5 protein-coding genes (1 of these 5 cut by a window edge) are annotated in these 16,052 nt (G+C 71.2%); all 5 read left to right on the top strand.

All coding sequences use genetic code 11. The features are described from left to right. Nucleotides 1-781 precede the first annotated feature (781 nt). Tightly spaced (at most 23 nt apart), the 5 genes in view from B116_RS0122900 to B116_RS25765 form a layout consistent with a single transcriptional unit that may run on beyond the window. The gene (locus B116_RS0122900) at nt 782-1,273 is read left to right on the top strand and encodes a hypothetical protein (RefSeq protein ID WP_027661437.1); all 492 of its coding nucleotides are present in this window, start codon (nt 782-784) and stop codon (nt 1,271-1,273) included. Between the two features lie 23 nt (nt 1,274-1,296). Further along, entirely contained in the window at nt 1,297-1,806 is a 510-nt protein-coding gene (locus B116_RS25770; RefSeq protein WP_033667812.1) for a hypothetical protein, read from the top strand. Between the two features lie 19 nt (nt 1,807-1,825). Further along, a complete protein-coding gene (locus B116_RS0122890) occupies nt 1,826-3,247 on the top strand; it encodes a PfaD family polyunsaturated fatty acid/polyketide biosynthesis protein (RefSeq protein WP_018722428.1) in 1,422 nt (473 codons plus the stop codon). Then, complete coding sequence (fabD, locus tag B116_RS0122885; protein WP_027661436.1) at nt 3,244-4,110, top strand: ACP S-malonyltransferase; 867 nt, start codon at nt 3,244-3,246, stop codon at nt 4,108-4,110. The genes B116_RS0122890 and fabD overlap by 4 nt, the downstream gene beginning before the upstream one ends. A 23-nt stretch (nt 4,111-4,133) precedes the next feature. Further along, nucleotides 4,134-16,052 carry the 5' portion of an SDR family NAD(P)-dependent oxidoreductase gene (locus B116_RS25765; RefSeq protein WP_050591913.1) on the top strand. The gene runs 177 nt beyond the window's last position, so the window shows 11,919 of its 12,096 coding nt (coding positions 1-11,919); its start codon is at nt 4,134-4,136; its stop codon lies beyond the right edge, outside the window.

Genomic DNA, 16,052 nt, shown 5'->3' with positions numbered 1-16,052 from the left:
GCAAGACGAACCGGGTCGAGGGTCAGCAGGACGTCGATGACGCTGCCGCAGAGGAAGAACGTCAGCAGCGGGGAGAGCCGGACGGCGACGTGTCCATACGGCGACGATGGACACGCAGGTGACCGCGACGGCGGCCTGCGCGATGCCGATCGTCGCCGGTATGTGAGGCAGCAGGCCGATCGCGAACGTATCGAGCGGGTCGGTGCCGAGGTGCGAAGCGATGAAGAAGTACGCGCCCAGCGAGAAGAAGAAGCAGCCGATGAGATAAGGGAGGGCCTTGTCGACGGCGGGGCGGACGGGGGCGGCGGGCATCGAGGTCTCCGATTGTCGGGGGCGGTGCGCCTGACACGGCGGTTCGTGGCGTCGTGGGGGGAGGCGTCCGGCGCCTCGGTAATACGCGTCCAGGTGGCGGTGGCCGCCCCTGTTTGGAGTCGACACGCAGCTGTCGCGCGGTGATCGGCCGAACGTGGTCGCGATGGGACGATCGCGTCGAAGCGCGCTCGCGCGGTCCGGATTCTGCCGCACGTGTCAGCAAGATCGCTATTGATGGAATTGCCGTGCCCGATGGTCCGGGGTGTCAGGTGAGCCCTTCTTCGGCTGGTCCCAGCCACTGAGCCTGCGCGACTCGCAACGGTCGCCAGTTGTGAAAATTTCATCACCTAGGGTTGTTGCTAGGGGTTGTCCCGGGGGTGTCTGATCCCCGCGTCGGAGAGGCTGGTCCGGAGCGTGGTCGCTCCACGAACCCACTCCTGATATCCCAAGGCGCAGGGAGGACGTCCCCGTGACGGACACCAACACCACTCTGACGGCGGCGGAACGGACGTTCATCGACGGCGTCGCCACCCACTACCACGAGGCGCACGGCCTCACCTGGCCGAAGGCACGAACGATGGCCTGGATGATCATCTCTGACCCCCCGGAACAGAGCATCGACGACATCTGCGCCGTTCTGGAGATCAAGCCAGAGGAGATCGAGCAGCTCATCGAGCAACTCGTCCTCGTCGAGCTCTACGAGGAGATCGACGAACCCGGCCAGCCTCGCCGGTACCGCCTGGTCGAGGACGGCTACACCAAGGTCGTGTCGCACACCTTCGCGAGTTGGCCACGGTACCTCGAAATCTTCCGGCACGGGTTACGCGTCCTCGACGACGCTTCAACCGAACGGAGGCGACGCGTCGCCGACATCGAGGAGCTGTTCTCCAGCATCGTGCCCGACCTGGCCGACATGAGCCGCCGGTGGCAGCAACAGTCCGCCGAGCCCACTCCGGCCTGACCGGTTCACGAAAGGACAATGAGATGACGACGCAAGCCGTGACGCCGCCCACCGACGAGGAACGCGCCTTCGTCGAGGAAGTCGCACAGTACTACTACGACAACGACGGTATGCCACACGACCGTGGCCGGGTCGTCGGATGGCTCATGATCTGCGACCCTCCCCGGCAGGCGGCATCGCAGATCGTGGCCGCTCTCGGCGTTTCCCGCGAGGAGGTCGACCGGATCGTCGACCAGCTCACGCCCGACGGTGATCCGGTCAGCGTCTTCGAGCGTGACGGCAAGCTCGACGAGGAGGACTACGTCGTCTGGCTGCGGGAGAACAGCTGGGGGCCGAAGGTCATGGGCATCTTCGCGGAGTTCGACGACTTCCATCGCGTCGCCGCTGCCGGTCTCGACGCTCTGCGCGACGAGCCGGAGCAACGGCTACGGCGGCTGCGCAACCTGGAAAGGTTCCTGAGGTTCGTCAGCGCCGAGATGCCGAAGATTCTCAGTCGTCACGAGCAGCGCGTCGCTGCAGGCGGCCGGGGTTGACATCCGGGTGGAGGCATCCGTGACCGACGTCGTCGAACGCGTACCGCAGCAGCTACGCATCACCGCCGCCGTGCTCGGGAGCGCGGACTTCCGGCACGCCCACCAGGTGCGATACGCCTACGTGGCCGGCTCCATGTACAAGGCGGTGGCCTCCGAGGACATGGTCATCCGGATGGCCCGCGCGGGGATGTTGGCGTACTTCGGTGCGGGTGGCCTGTCGCCGGAGCGGATCGCTGCCGCAGTCAGGCGGATCCGGCAGGAGGCCCCTGATCGTCCGTTCGGCCTCAACCTGTTGGCCAGCAACGAGAATCCCGTAGGGGAGATGGCGACGGTCGACGCGCTTCTGCAGCAAGGTGTGCAACGGGTGGAAGCGGCCTCCTTCATCCGCCCCACCCCAGCCCTGGTCCGCTACCGGGTCGCCGGGATCCACCGAGACCGAGGTGGCAGGGTCGTGGTGCCCCACCACGTCATGGCCAAGGTGAGTCGCCCGGAGGTCACCGAGGCATTCCTGGCACCCCCTCCGCAGGACGTGCTGCGGCGGCTGGTGACCGACGGACACCTCACCGCCGAGGAGGCGGCCCTCGGCGCACAGATCCCCATGGTGGACGACTTGTGCGCCGAGGCCGACTCCGGTGGTCACACGGATCAACGGCCGCTGGTGACCCTCCTGCCGGACACGCTTCGCATGCGTGCTGAGGCAACTCGCCGGAACCCGGCGGTCGGTCGGATCCGTGTCGGCGCCGCCGGTGGCCTCGGTTCACCGGCAGCCGTCGCCGCCGCCTTCGTCATGGGCGCCGACTTCGTACTCACCGGAAGCGTCAACCAGTGCACCGTCGAGGCGGGCACGAGCGAGCCGGTCAAGGACATGTTGCAGCACGCCTCGGTGCACGACATGACCATCGTGCCCGCTGGCGACATGCTCGAGACCGGCACCCGGGCGCAGGTTCTCCGCCGCGGGTTGTTCTACCCGGCGCGGGCCAACAAGCTGTACGAGCTCTACCAAAGGTACGGGTCGCTCGACGAGATCGATCCGCACACCGCGGAGCAGGTGCAGCGCAAGTACTACCGGCGCAGCTTCGACGAGGTATGGGACGAGACCGCCGCCTACCACGCCCGATCGAACCCCGCGGCGCTGGAGCGGGCGCGGACGGATCCCAAGTTCAAGATGCTGCTGGTGTTCAAGGCCTACTTCGTGCGGTCCATCCGCCTGGCGATGAGCGGTTCGGACGAGTCGCGGGTGGATTACCAGATCAACTGCGGACCGGCGATGGGCGCGCTCAACGGCCTGCTGCGCGGCACCGGACGCGAGGACTGGCGCAACCGTCACGTCGACGACATCGCGGAATTCCTGATGAGCGGTGCCGCGCAGCTGCTGACGGAACGGGTCACGGCGTTCGCCGGGCCATCGGAGCTACCGTACGGGGGGCAGAACCGACCATGACCACCGCCTTCGTGTTTCCCGGGCAGGGCTCGCACCGAGTCGGCATGGGCAACCAGCTGTTCCCGAAGTATCCCAACCTCGTCCGGCAGGCCGATTCCGTCCTGGGATACTCGATCGTCGAGCTGTGCCTACAGGGACCGCCGGACCGGCTGAGCGACACCCGCTACACCCAGTGCGCGATGTACGTCGTCGGCGCGCTCTCCTACATCGACGAGGTGCGGACCAGCGGGGTGATTCCCGACATCGTCGCCGGGCACAGCCTCGGTGAGTACGTCGCGCTGTTCGCCAGCGGCGCCTTCGATTTCCGGACCGGTCTGGAGGTGGTCCGCGAGCGTGCCCGGCTGATGGGCGCCGTCGGCGCGGGCACCATGGCCGCGATCATCGGTCTCTCCCTGGAAGCCGTCCGTGACGCCCTCGACGGCCCGGAGGGCGTCGGCGTCGACATCGCCAATCTCAACGCCCCGGACCAGACAGTCATCTCCGGCCCGCCGCCGGACGTCGCCGCCGTCAGCCGCACCTTGCAGGACCGTGGCGCCACCGTTGTGACCCTGCCGGTCACCGGCGCCTTCCACTCCCGGTACATGGCACCGGCCGCGGAGAAGTTCGCCCATTTCCTTGGCCGCCGGGTGCTGTCCCGGCTCAAAATACCCGTCGTCTCCAACGTCACCGCGCTGCCGTACGACGGCGATGTCGCCGGCCTGCTCGTACGACAGCTCACCAGCCCTGTTCGCTGGAGCGACACCATCGACCACCTACTCGGCCACCCCAACGCCGCCGTACGCGAGGTCGGCCCCGGCACGGTGCTCACCGGACTCATCAAACGTATCGAAGCCCTCCGCACGCCCGCCGCCGCCGGCCTCTGAAACGGCCCGAGGAGCCTGTTCGCATGCACCAGCCGATCCACGGGGTGCGCTTCCGCGTGCCCGCTACCCTGGTCGCCGAGTTCGCCTCGGCCAGCCTCGACGTCAGTCCCCTGCACGTCGACCCCGCCTACGCCCACAAGACGCCCTTCGGCCGGCCCGTGGCGCACGGCGTGCTGGCCCTGTTGGTAGCGCTGTCACACGGTCCGGCTCGCACCGGCCGTTGCCTGCGCCGACTCAGGGCCAGCTTCCGGTACCCGGTCCTTCCGGACACGGAATACGAGGTCGCCGCCGAGGAGAACGGGGACCACCTGCACCTGCGGGTCCTCGACGGGACCCGCACGGTCATCGAGATCACCGCCGAGCACACCGGCGCCGATCTCGCCCAGGCACCGACCGGCGGACGGCCGTCCAGCGTCACCGAAGCCGACACACCGCCGATCGAGGAGATGGCCGACGCCGGGCCACTAGGCCAGGAGTACCAGCCGGACTGGGCGCGCCTCGACGATCTCGTCCGGGAACTGAGTCTGCACGCTGTGGGCGTCGACGTTGAGCATGTCGCCGCTCTCAGCTGGGCCAGCTACCTCGCCGGCATGCGTGTACCAGGGCGTGCCGCCCTCATCAGCGCCATCGCGGCGACCTTCGGCGGCGACCCGACCGGCGACGGCTTCACCGCGGAGGGTGCGGTCGTCGATGTCGACAACCGTTACCGGCGGGTGCGCCTGGCTGGTCGACTGTCCACCGGGACGCGCGGCGCCGAGGTCGACGTGATGACCTTCGTCCGCCGTGAACACCGGCCCCCCGACACCGCGCGCATCCGGCGGCTGCTCGCCGACCCGCCCGGTTCGCTGACTGGCAAGGTCGCCCTGGTGACCGGCGGCAGCCGCGGGCTCGGCGCCGCGCTCACCCAAGCCTTGGCGGTCGCGGGCTGTGAGGTGTATGCGGCGTTCGCGCGCAGCGGCGGCGAGGCCCGCGAGATGGCGGCCGCGATGGGCACCGACGCCCATCGGATTCGCCTCGTCGAAGGTGACGTGGCCGACGCGGGCTGGTGTGAGCGTCTCGCCGGAACCATCGCGGCAGAGCACGGTGGGCTCGACCTGCTGCTGCTCAACGCGGGTCCCCCCGTGCAGGAGCACCCCACCGACCCCGCCTTCGGTCCGCGATCCGCCGCGTACACCGCGGAGGCGATCGCCGTGTCCCAGACGCCGCTGTCCGCCTTCGCCGCTGCGCTGGCCGAGCGCGCCGGGTGGCTGGTGGCGATTTCCTCCGCATACGTCCACCGCCCTCCCCGGGGCCTGGACCACTACGTCACCGCCAAGCACGCTCTCGAGTCGATGGTGCGGACCGCGGCGTCGCGGCATCCGGGCATCCGCACCCTGATCGCACGGCCGCCCCGGCTCGCCACCACCTTCGCCGACTCCGCGCTCGGTGCGGAGCAGCCCCTCGACCCGGAACTCGCGGCGGTCGCACTCGTGCGGCGGATCGGCTCCGGCGAACCTGGGCTCGTCGAGGAGTTCCCCGTGCCCACCCCCGACGGTGACACCAGGACTGAGGCGGGCACCCTTGCGGTGGCGGCGACCTTCGCCGTCGATCCGCTGATACCGCTCCTCGAGCGGTGGACCGAGGATCTGGCGCTCGACCTGAGTGTGCGGGCCGCTCCATACGCCCAGGTCTTCCAGCAGTTGCTCGACCCGGGCAGCGTCTTCGCCATCAACGGCAAAGGCGTGAACGTCGCGCTGCTGCGGTTGTCCGACTGGCCCCCCGGCGAGCAGCCGGTCGACGACTTCGTGGCCGCGGCGCGCACCTACCTCGACCGTGCGGTGGCACCCCTGGTCGTGGTCCTGTGTCCCTCGAACGACGACGCCGGGCAGGGCGGGCGCGCGGACCGGCTCGGCGCGGGGCTGCGCGACCTGGGCGTACTCGTCGTCGGCAGCGCGGACTGGGCCGACGGGTACGACGTACCGACACCCTTCGACCCGGCCCGGGAGCAGCTCGCGCACATCCCGTACACCGCCGAGGGCTTCCACGCGCTCGCCGTGACGGTCATGCGCCGCGTCCACGCGGCGCTGGTGCCGCCTTTCAAAGCCCTGGTGCTCGACTGTGACAACACCCTCTGGCGTGGTGTCTGCGGTGAAACCGGACCGGACGGTGTCACCGTCACCGCGGGGCACCGTGCGCTGCAGGAGTGGGCCGTCCGGCTCCACGACGATGGCGTCCTGATTTGCCTCGCTAGCAAGAACACCGCCGAGGACGTCGACGCGGTCTTCCGCCGTCACCCTGGGATGCCGCTACGGCCGGAACACGTCGCCGCCCGACGTATCACCTGGAACCCGAAGTCTATGTCCCTGACCGAACTGGCCGACGAGCTCAGCATTGGTGTCGACAGCATGGTCCTGCTCGACGACAACCCGATGGAGACAGCGGAGGTGGCCGCCGCCCACCCCGGCGTCCTGGCCCTGACACTGCCCGCCGACGACCAACAGATCCCCGGGATCCTGCGTCGTGTTTGGGCCTTCGACCGGACCGGCGTCACCGACGCGGACCGGCTCCGTAACGACTCCTACCGTGCCGAACGCCGCCGACGGGACCTCGCCGACACCGCGCTGACCTTCCAGGACTTCCTCGCGGGTCTGGACCTACGCGTCGATGTCCATGAGGCGCGTCCGGAGGAACTCGACCGGGTCGCCCAGCTGACACAGCGCACCAACCAGTTCAACCTGTCCGGGGTCCGGCGCACCGAGGCGGAGATCCGCCGCTGGCTGGGCGAGGGCAACCAGTGTTGGGTCGCGCACGCCGTCGACCGGTTCGGTGACTACGGGTTGGTCGGCGTCGCGATGAGCATGACCGCGGCCGGCCGGGTGGAACTCGACACCTTCCTGCTCAGCTGCCGGGCCATGGGTAAGGGCGTGGAACACACACTGCTGTCCCGCGTGGCGGACCGGTGGCCACCGGATGCGCAGGTGGACGCCGTCCTGGTGCCTACCAGCCGCAACACGCCCGCGCGCCGGTTCTTCGACGCGGTGCTCGGCACCGGCACCGTGGACAGCGACGAGCGGATCGTCTACCGCGCCGCGGTGGCGACCGCCGCGGCGGCACGGTTCACCCCGCAGGAGGCACCACGCCCCGTCGACGCTGCACCAGCCAAAGTGACGCCGGCGGCGCCGGTCGATATCCGCAAGCTCGCCGCACTGGCCCGAATCGCGGTCGAGTACCACGACATCGCGGCGGTGGGCCGCCACGTCGACCGCGCCGCCCCGGTACCTTCGGACGCTGCGGTGTCAGCCGACGCGCTGAACGCCGTCACCCAGGCCGTCGCCGTCGCGGGCTCCCAGGCACCGGACACCCTGGACGCGGCGACGACCGTGGAGTCGTTGAGCCTCAGCTCGCTGCAGATCGTCGATGCCACGGTCGCACTGGAGGCGACGTTCGGGCGGCTGCCGCGCACCCTGTTTTTCGAGCATCGGACGCTCGGCGACATCGCCGCCCAGCTCCCCGGTGCCCGGCCGGGCCCGTCTGTGGCACCCACCCGGCCGGTCGCGCCTGCACAGCCGGCCGCGTGCCCGGCCCGGTCGGCTCCGCCCGCGGTCGAGCCGGGCGACGGTATCGCCGTGGTCGGCGTCGCCGGTCGTTACCCCGGTGCCAGCGACGTGCGCCAGTTGTGGCGGCACCTGCTGCACGGACACGACCTCGTCGGGGACGTGTCGGTCCGCTGGGGTGACTACGACGTCGTCGCCCCGGACGGTGGCCGCGCCAAGACCTACACCGCCGCGGGCGGTGTGCTGGACGATATCGACGAGTTCGACCCGCTGTTCTTCGGCATCTCCCCGGCCGAGGCCGAGACGATGGACCCGCAGCAACGACTACTGCTCCAAGTCGCCTACCACGCCTTGGAGGACGCCGGCCATCCCGACGATCTCGGTCGCGACACCGGCGTCTACATCGGCGCCATGAGTTCCGACTTCGCGGTCGCCAACGCCGCGGCCGCCCTGTCCGGGACCGCCCGCTATCCGAACGCGGATCTGTACCAGTTGGCCAACCGCATCTCTCACTTCCTCGACCTCACCGGGCCCAGCCTGGTCGTCGACACCGCCTGCTCGGCGTCCGGGGTCGCGCTGCAACTCGCCTTCGACGCCCTGCGCGCCGGACGGGTCCGGGCAGCGATAGTGGGCGCCGCCAATCTCATCCTGCACCCCGCACGCCGGATCCAGTACGCCCAGCAGGGGATGTTGTCCCGACGGGGGCGCTGCCAGCCGTTCTCTGCGGCCGCCGACGGCATGGTCACGAGCGAGGGCGTGGCGGCCCTGGTCCTGCGTCCGCTGCGCGACGCCCTCGCCGACGGCGACCACGTGTACGGGGTGATCCGCGCCGTCGGCACGAACACCGACGGCCGCACCAACGGTTTCATGGTGCCCAGTCCGGCCGCGCAGGCGGATCTCATCGCCGCGACGTGGCAGGCCGCCGGCATCGACCCACGATCATTGGGCTACATCGAGGCACACGGCACGGGCACACCGCTCGGCGATCCCATCGAGGTACGCGGCCTGACCGAGGGGCTGCGGCTGCGCGGAGCCGCCGGGCACCTCCCGATCGGAAGCATCAAGAGCAACATCGGGCACCTGGAGGCGGCTGCCGCCCTCGCCGGGGTGACCAAGGTGCTGCTGCAACTGGATCAACGCACCCTCGTACCGTCGCTGCACGCCGACGCGCTCAACCCGCACATCGAGTTCGCCGGCACACCGCTGTCGGTACAGCGCACGCGGGAACCCTGGTCGGCGTCGCACGAGCCCCGGCGGGCCGCTGTCAGCTCGTTCGGCGCCGGTGGCGTCAACGTGCACCTCGTCATCGACGAGGCGCCCGCCACCACGGATGCGGTGGTGGCTGACGGCCCGGAGCCGGTGCCGTTGTCGGCACGTAGCGTGGAGCAGCTTCAGCAGGTGTGCCGGCGACTCGCCGAGCACCTCCGCACGGACGGTGCCGGCTGCTCGCTCGCCGACGTCGCGTACACCCTGCGGGCCGGACGGCAGCCGTTCGAGTGTCGCGCCGCGGTCGTGGCCCGCGACCGCGAGCACCTGCTCGACGTGCTCGACCGTCTCGGGGTGGGGGAGTGGCCCGCCGAGGTGATGCGGGGGCAGGCCGGCCGCCGATCGCAGGTCGCCGAGGTGTTCGACGGAAGCCCGGAACTCACGGAGGCCCTGGGCAAGCTCGTGCGGGCACGGCGCTGGGACAAACTGGGCCGGCTCTGGGTCGACGGTGCGACCCTCGACTGGTCGTCGCTGCTGCCCCGGGGGTCCCGGCGGCGGGTGCCGCTGCCGGGGTATCCGTTCGCCGCCGTCCGGCTCCCGCTCCCGCTGTCGGTGGCGCTGCGGCCCGCCGCAGCAGCCGAATCGGCCGTCGCGGTGGAGCTGACGGTGCACTACCGGCCCGTCTGGGAGCCGGAGCCCCCCTCCGCCACGGCTCTCGACGGTGACGTCGTGGCGCTCGTGGACCCCGGTGCGTCCGACGTGCGCGCAATGCCCAGCGTCCCGGACGTGGCGTCCCTCGAACGCTGGCTTACCGGCGCCTCGTCGCTGGTGGTCGTCGACCGCCGGGCTCCCCTCGGCGACAATCCCGACGACGCCGAGCGGCTGCTACGCACGGCCATGGACCTAGCTCGGCTGGCGACCCGTACGCGCCGCGTCACGTACCTGGTGGCGACACCCGACGACTCCGTCACACCGGCCGCGGCCACCGTCGTCGGCTTCGCCCGGGCGCTCGCCCACGAGAACCCGTTCTTCCGCGCGGTACGGGTGACCACCTCCGAGGGCGTGACCCTCAGCCCCGACATGCTGGTCGCGGAGGCGTCCGCCAGCACCGACGAGGTTCGCTGGACCGGTACCCTGCGCTCGGTGCGACGGTGGCTTCCGGCGCCCGACGCGGCCCCGCTGGCGTGGCGTCCCGGCGGCACGTACGTCATCACCGGCGGGGCTGGCAGTGCGGCCCGGATCATCGCCGGGTACCTGGTGCGGCACCACCGGTCCCGGGTGGTTCTCGTCGGCCGCTCGGAGGCCCCGGCGGCGCTCACGGCGCTCGGCGACGCGGCGGCCGCGCACGGTGGGGAGGTGCTGTTCCTGCGTGCCGACGTCACCGACGAGGAGGAACTGGCGTCGGCGCTGCGTGCCGCCCGGCAGCGCTTCGGCCGGCTGCACGGTGTCGTGCACGCCGCGGGCGTCACTGCCGATCGGGCGTTCACGGGGCAGGACGAGGCCACCGTGCGGCGGGTCACCGCCCCGAAGATCACTGGTGCCGTGCTGCTGGACCGGCTCACGGCTGACGACGAGCTGGACTTCTTCGTCCTCATGTCGTCGGTTGTCAGCCTGTTCGGAAACGCCGGCCAGAGCGGCTACGCGGCGGCGAACGCTTACCTGGACGGGTTCGCCACGTGGCGGGCGGCGCGGGTCCGCGAAGGTGCCCGCCGGGGCATCTCACTCTCCGTCCTCTGGCCGAGCTGGGCGAACGGCGGCATGGTGATGCCCGAAGCCACCCGCCGTCTTTTCCGCACCACCCTCGGTCTGACACCGATGGACGACGCCACGGCGATCGGCGCCCTCGAGCAAGCGCTCGGCGGCGGGCCGGGAGCCGTGCTCGTCGGTCACGGCGACCAGGCCAGGATCCAACAGGCGCTGGAGCGGCGGGTGGCAGCGAACGGGAGCACGTCACCGCGGCCCAGCCGGGAAAGCCTGGTCACCACCGTCCGGAGCGATCTCAGGACCGAAGCCGCCCGGCTGGTCAAGCTTGACGCCGCCGCGGTCGACGTCACCGCCGAGTTCGGCGACTACGGCTTCAACTCGATGCTCTTCACCGACTTCACCAACTGGCTCAACGAACGCTTCGGGCTCACCCTGACCCCGGTCGTCTTCTTCACCTACCGCACACTGGACACCTTGGCAGCCGCGCTCGTCGAGCAGCACGACGTAGCCCCCGCCGTCGAGCTGGCGACGTATGGGGAGCCCACGTCGCCCGGCAGCCCGGCACCGTCGACCAGCCCGCCGTCCACCATCCCGGCGCACCCGATCATGGTCATTGCGGAGCGGTCCCTCGCCCGGGAGGAACCGATCGCCGTCGTCGGCATGGCCGGGCGCTTTCCCGGCGCCGCCGACCTCGACGAGTACTGGCGGCTGCTGATGACCGGTGCTTGTGTCACCGGCGCACCGCCCCCCGGACGGGAGTCGTCGCCGGGCTGGCCGGGCGGCTACCTCGACGCGATCACCCGCTTCGACGCGAGCTTCTTCGGCATCTCCCCGCGCGAAGCGCGGCTGATGGACCCCCAGCAACGGCTGTTCCTGGAGACCGCCTGGCAGGCCGTCGAACATGCCGGGTACGACCCGCGCCGCCTCGCCGGAACCGCCACCGGGGTCTTCGCCGCGGCAACCCTGCACGACTACTCGGAACTGCTCAAGGACGCCGGTGAGGAAACCGCCGGGCACACCATCACCGGTCACGTGCACAGCATCATCGCCAACCGGGTCTCCTACCTGCTCGACCTGACCGGCCCCAGCGAGACCATCGACACCGCCTGCTCCAGCTCGCTGACGGCACTGCACCGGGCCGTGAACGCCGTTCGCCACGGCGAGTGCTCGTCGGCCATCGTCGGCGGCGTCAACGTCCTGCTGACCACTGACTGGTTCGCCTCCCTGGACCTGACCGGTGTGCTGTCCCCCACCGGACGGTGCTGGGCGTTCGACGCCCGCGCGGACGGCTTCGTGCGCAGCGAGGGCGTCGCCGCGGTCCTGGTCAAGCCGCTGGCGCGTGCCCTGGAGGACGGCGACACCGTGCATGGTGTCATCCTCGGCACCGCCGTCAACCACGGTGGACGCGGCCATTCCCTGACCGCTCCCCGGCCCGACGGCCAGGCCGCGGTCGTCGCCGCCGCCCTCCGCCAGGCGGGCGTGTCACCCCGCGACGTCACCTTCATCGAAACCCACGGCACCGGCACCAAACTCGGCGACCCGGTGGAGCTGGCCGGGCTGCGGGAGGCCTTCGCGCAACTCGGAGCCCCGGACAGCCGGCCGTGGTGCCACCTCGGCGCCGTCAAGGGCACCGTCGGTCATCTGGAGTCCGCCGCCGGCATGGCGAGCCTGCTCAAGGTGCTGCTGGCGTTCCGCCACGGTGTACTGCCCCCCAATGCCAGCGGCCAGGTCCCGAACCCCCATCTCGACCTCGGTGACGGCCCGTTCCAGCTGCTCGACCGGGCAGTGCCCTGGGCGCCGGACGACCCGGACCCCGGCCGGGCAGGCCGCCATGCCGGCATCAGCTCCTTCGGCTTCGGCGGCGCGAACGCCCACACGGTGCTGCGGGAACCACCGGCGGCACCCGAGCCGGAGCCGGACACCGGCCAGGACCACGTCGTGGTGCTGTCCGCCCGCACCGACGCACAACTACGCCGGTACGCGCGGCGGCTGCGCCGCTCGCTCGACGACGAGCCCCTGGCGATCGCCGATGTCGCGTACACCTCCCGGGTCGGGCGTACGCCGTTGCCGTGCCGGCTCGCCCTCGTGGCGACCTCGTGCCAGCAGCTCGCCGACCTCCTCGACCGTCACCTCGCGGGAGGCCGGCACCCGGCCGTGCACGTCGGCGACGGACCGGAACCGGCACCCGGAGACACCGCGCAGGTCACCGCCCACCGCTGGGCGCGCGGTCTCGACATATCCTGGCCGACGGAACCACGCCGTCGGCGGGTACCCCTGCCGACGTACCCCTTCGACCACAGCACCGCTCACGGTTTGCCGGCCGACGTCCCGGCTGCGGTGGGGCCCGCGCCGACCCGGAGGCCGCCTACCACCCCGGCCGACGTGCCGGCTCCCGTGAGCCCCGCACCGACCGGCGGGCGCCCGGCCACCGACGTCACGCCCCGGCTGCTCGTGAAGCAGTGGAGCCCGGCGCCCGCCGAGGCGGCGGCCGAGCCGGCGGAACCGCCGACGTGCCTGCTCATCCTCAGCTCGGACGCGTGCCTGCCGGCGCTCGACGCCCTCGCCGCGCATCCTCACACGACGTGGCTGGTGATGCGCCCCGTCAGCACCCTGCCGAATCTGACGTCGTCGGACTACGAGACCGACTTCGGCGACCACGACGCCGGACGTGGTGCCACCGAAAAGATCATCGCGGAGCACGGACCCCTGACCCACGTGGTCGACCTCGCCGACGCCACCTCCACGACCCCGCTCCCCGAGGCCGGCCGGCTCGGCGTCCTGCAGGCCGTGGCCCGACACGCCAGGTCGACACCCGTCCAGTTCGTGCATGTCACCCGTGGTGTCAGCGCGCTCGGCGACACCGAACCCGCGGTTGCGGGCGCACGCTTGGCGGCACTCGTGCGTGCGGTCGGCGCCGAGTACCGAAACATGCGCACCGTCACCCTCGACGTCGACCTGCCCAGCGACGACGTTAGCGGGCAGCTCGATCTCGCACTGGCCGAGCTGGGGTCACCGACCAGCGCGGAAGTGGCGCACCGCGGCGGCGTCCGGCACGTGCCGCGCCTCGCGACACCGTCGTCCCGCCCGGGACGCGGCGATGGCCACCTCGGCGACGTACCCGTCCGTGCGGACGCCACGTACCTGATCACCGGCGGGACCGGCGGCCTGGGTCTGGCCACCGCGGAGCTGCTTGCCGCCCGCGGTGCCCGCCGGCTGGCGCTGGCCGGGCTGCGTCCGGCACCGGAACGGGAAACCTGGGACGCCCTCGGACCCGACGATCCGTGGTACCACCGCGTGGCGGCGGTCCGGCGGCTCGAGGAGGCCGGCGCCGCCGTCACCCTGCACCACGGCGACCTCACCGACACGGCCGCCGTGCGGAACCTCGTCGGTGCGTTGTCGCCGGTGGCCGGCGTCATCCACGCCGCCGGAGTCACCGGACCCACGCCGGCCTTTGTGCACAAGAGCTTCGCGGAGATCGAGCGCTGTTGGACGCCCAAGGGCGCGGCGCTCGATGTCCTCCTCGACGCCGTCGGCCCTGAACACCTCGACTTCTTCGTCTGCTACTCCTCGCTCTCCGCCGTGGTGACCGACCTTGCGGCCGGACTGAGCGACTACGCCAGCGCCAACGGCTACCTCGATGCGGCTATGGCCCGCGCCCAGGCCCGGGCCACCCGTGCGGGCCGCGCGACGAAGTACCTCTCCATCAATTGGGGAAGCTGGGCCGGCCTGGGAATGGGCGAGGTGACCAACGACCGTTACCGGCGAAGCGGTTTCGCCGCACTCACCCGCGATCAGGGCCTGGCTCTGCTGGACATCGCGATGGCGACGGTGGGCCACACCAGCGTCGTCGCCGCCGCGCGAGCCAAGCCGTCCCCGGCCGATCCGCCGGCAGACATCGGAGACGACGCCGTGCCCCCACCGCGAGAGAACGCTCCCGAGCAGTCGGACCTGCACGCTCGCTGCGTGCGGCACCTGCGAGGTGTGCTCGCCCGGCACCTGCTGCTCGACGAATCCCGGATCGCCGCCGACATGACCTTCGCAGATCTCGGGGTCGACTCGATCCTCATTGCCGCCATCGTGCCTGACCTGGAAGTCCTTGCCGGTGCGCCGCTGGAACCCTCCCTGGTCCTGGAGCACCCGAGCGTGGACCGGCTCGCCGCGTACCTGCTCGACCACCATCGGGCCGGCGTCACCCGGTGGGCCGCGCCACCCGCCGGGGCTGCCGCGACGGCTGCCGCTCCCGCGGCCGGCCACCGCCGCGGCACCGGAGACCCCCTGGCGGTCATCGGCATGGCCGGGCGCTACCCCGCCGCCGAGAACCTCGATGCCTTCTGGGATCTCCTGCGGTCCGGGCGCAGCGGCGTCACCGAGGTGCCCCGATCACGCTGGGACGTCGCCACCCTCTACTCGCCGGCCCTCCGCGACGGCATGAGCGTCAGCAAGTGGGGCGGCTTCCTCACCGGCATCGAGGAATTCGACCCGGACCACTTCGGCATCCGTGCGGAGTACGCCGACCACATGGACCCCCTCGTCCGCCTCCTGCTCGAATGCGCGGCGCAGACCTTCGCGGACGCCGGATACCGCCCGACCGAACTCGCCGGACGCCGGGTGGGCGTGTTCGCCGGTGCCGCTACCAGTAGCTACCCGCACCGCATCACCGTGCCCCACCGCGGCACCGCCACCGGTCTGAACCAGAACTTCATCGCGGCGCAACTGGCACAGACCTACGACCTCCGCGGTCCCAACCTCGTCGTGGACACCGCCTGCTCGTCGTCGCTATCGGCCGTCTACCTGGCCCGGCAGGCTCTCCTGACCGGGGAGTGCGAAATGGCGCTCGTCGGCGGCGCCGACCTGATCCTCGACGAGAGACCGTACCTGACGCTGAGCGCGGCCCAGGCGCTGTCGCCCGACGGCGTCTGCCACGTCTTCGACGCCGACGCCAACGGGCTGGTGCCGGGTGAGGGCGTCGGCGCGGTGCTGCTCCGACGCCTGGACGACGCCCTCGCCGCCGGTGACCGTGTCCTCGCCGTGATCGAGGCCGCGGCGATGAACAACGACGGCCGCACCATGGGACTGACCACACCCAACCCCGACGCCCAGCGGGATGTCGTCGCCGACGCCCTCGCGAAGGCCGGTGTCGGCGCGGAAACGCTGTCCTACATCGAGGCGCACGGTACCGGGACGATGATCGGCGATCCCATCGAACTGCGTGCCCTGACCCAGGTCTTCCAGCGGTCCACCACCGAGCGGGGCTTCTGCGCGATCGGCAGCGTCAAGTCCAACCTCGGCCATCTGCTCATGGCGGCCGGCATGGCGAGCCTGCACAAGGTGATGCTGTCGCTGCGCCACCGCGCGCTGCCGCCGACCCTGCACTGCCGGCGTCCCAACCCCCGGTTCGCCTTCGACGAGTCACCGTTCTATCCGAACCTGCGGTTGCGGGAGTGGCCGGTCCGTCACGGCGTACGGCGAGCCGGGGTCAGCGCCTTCGGCTTCGGCGGC

The organism is Salinispora fenicalii (assembly GCF_000514815.1).
In the GTDB taxonomy this organism is placed as follows: domain Bacteria; phylum Actinomycetota; class Actinomycetes; order Mycobacteriales; family Micromonosporaceae; genus Micromonospora; species Micromonospora fenicalii.
The sequence above is the reverse complement of the archived record's forward strand: the minus strand, read 5'-3'. Positions and strand labels throughout refer to the sequence as shown.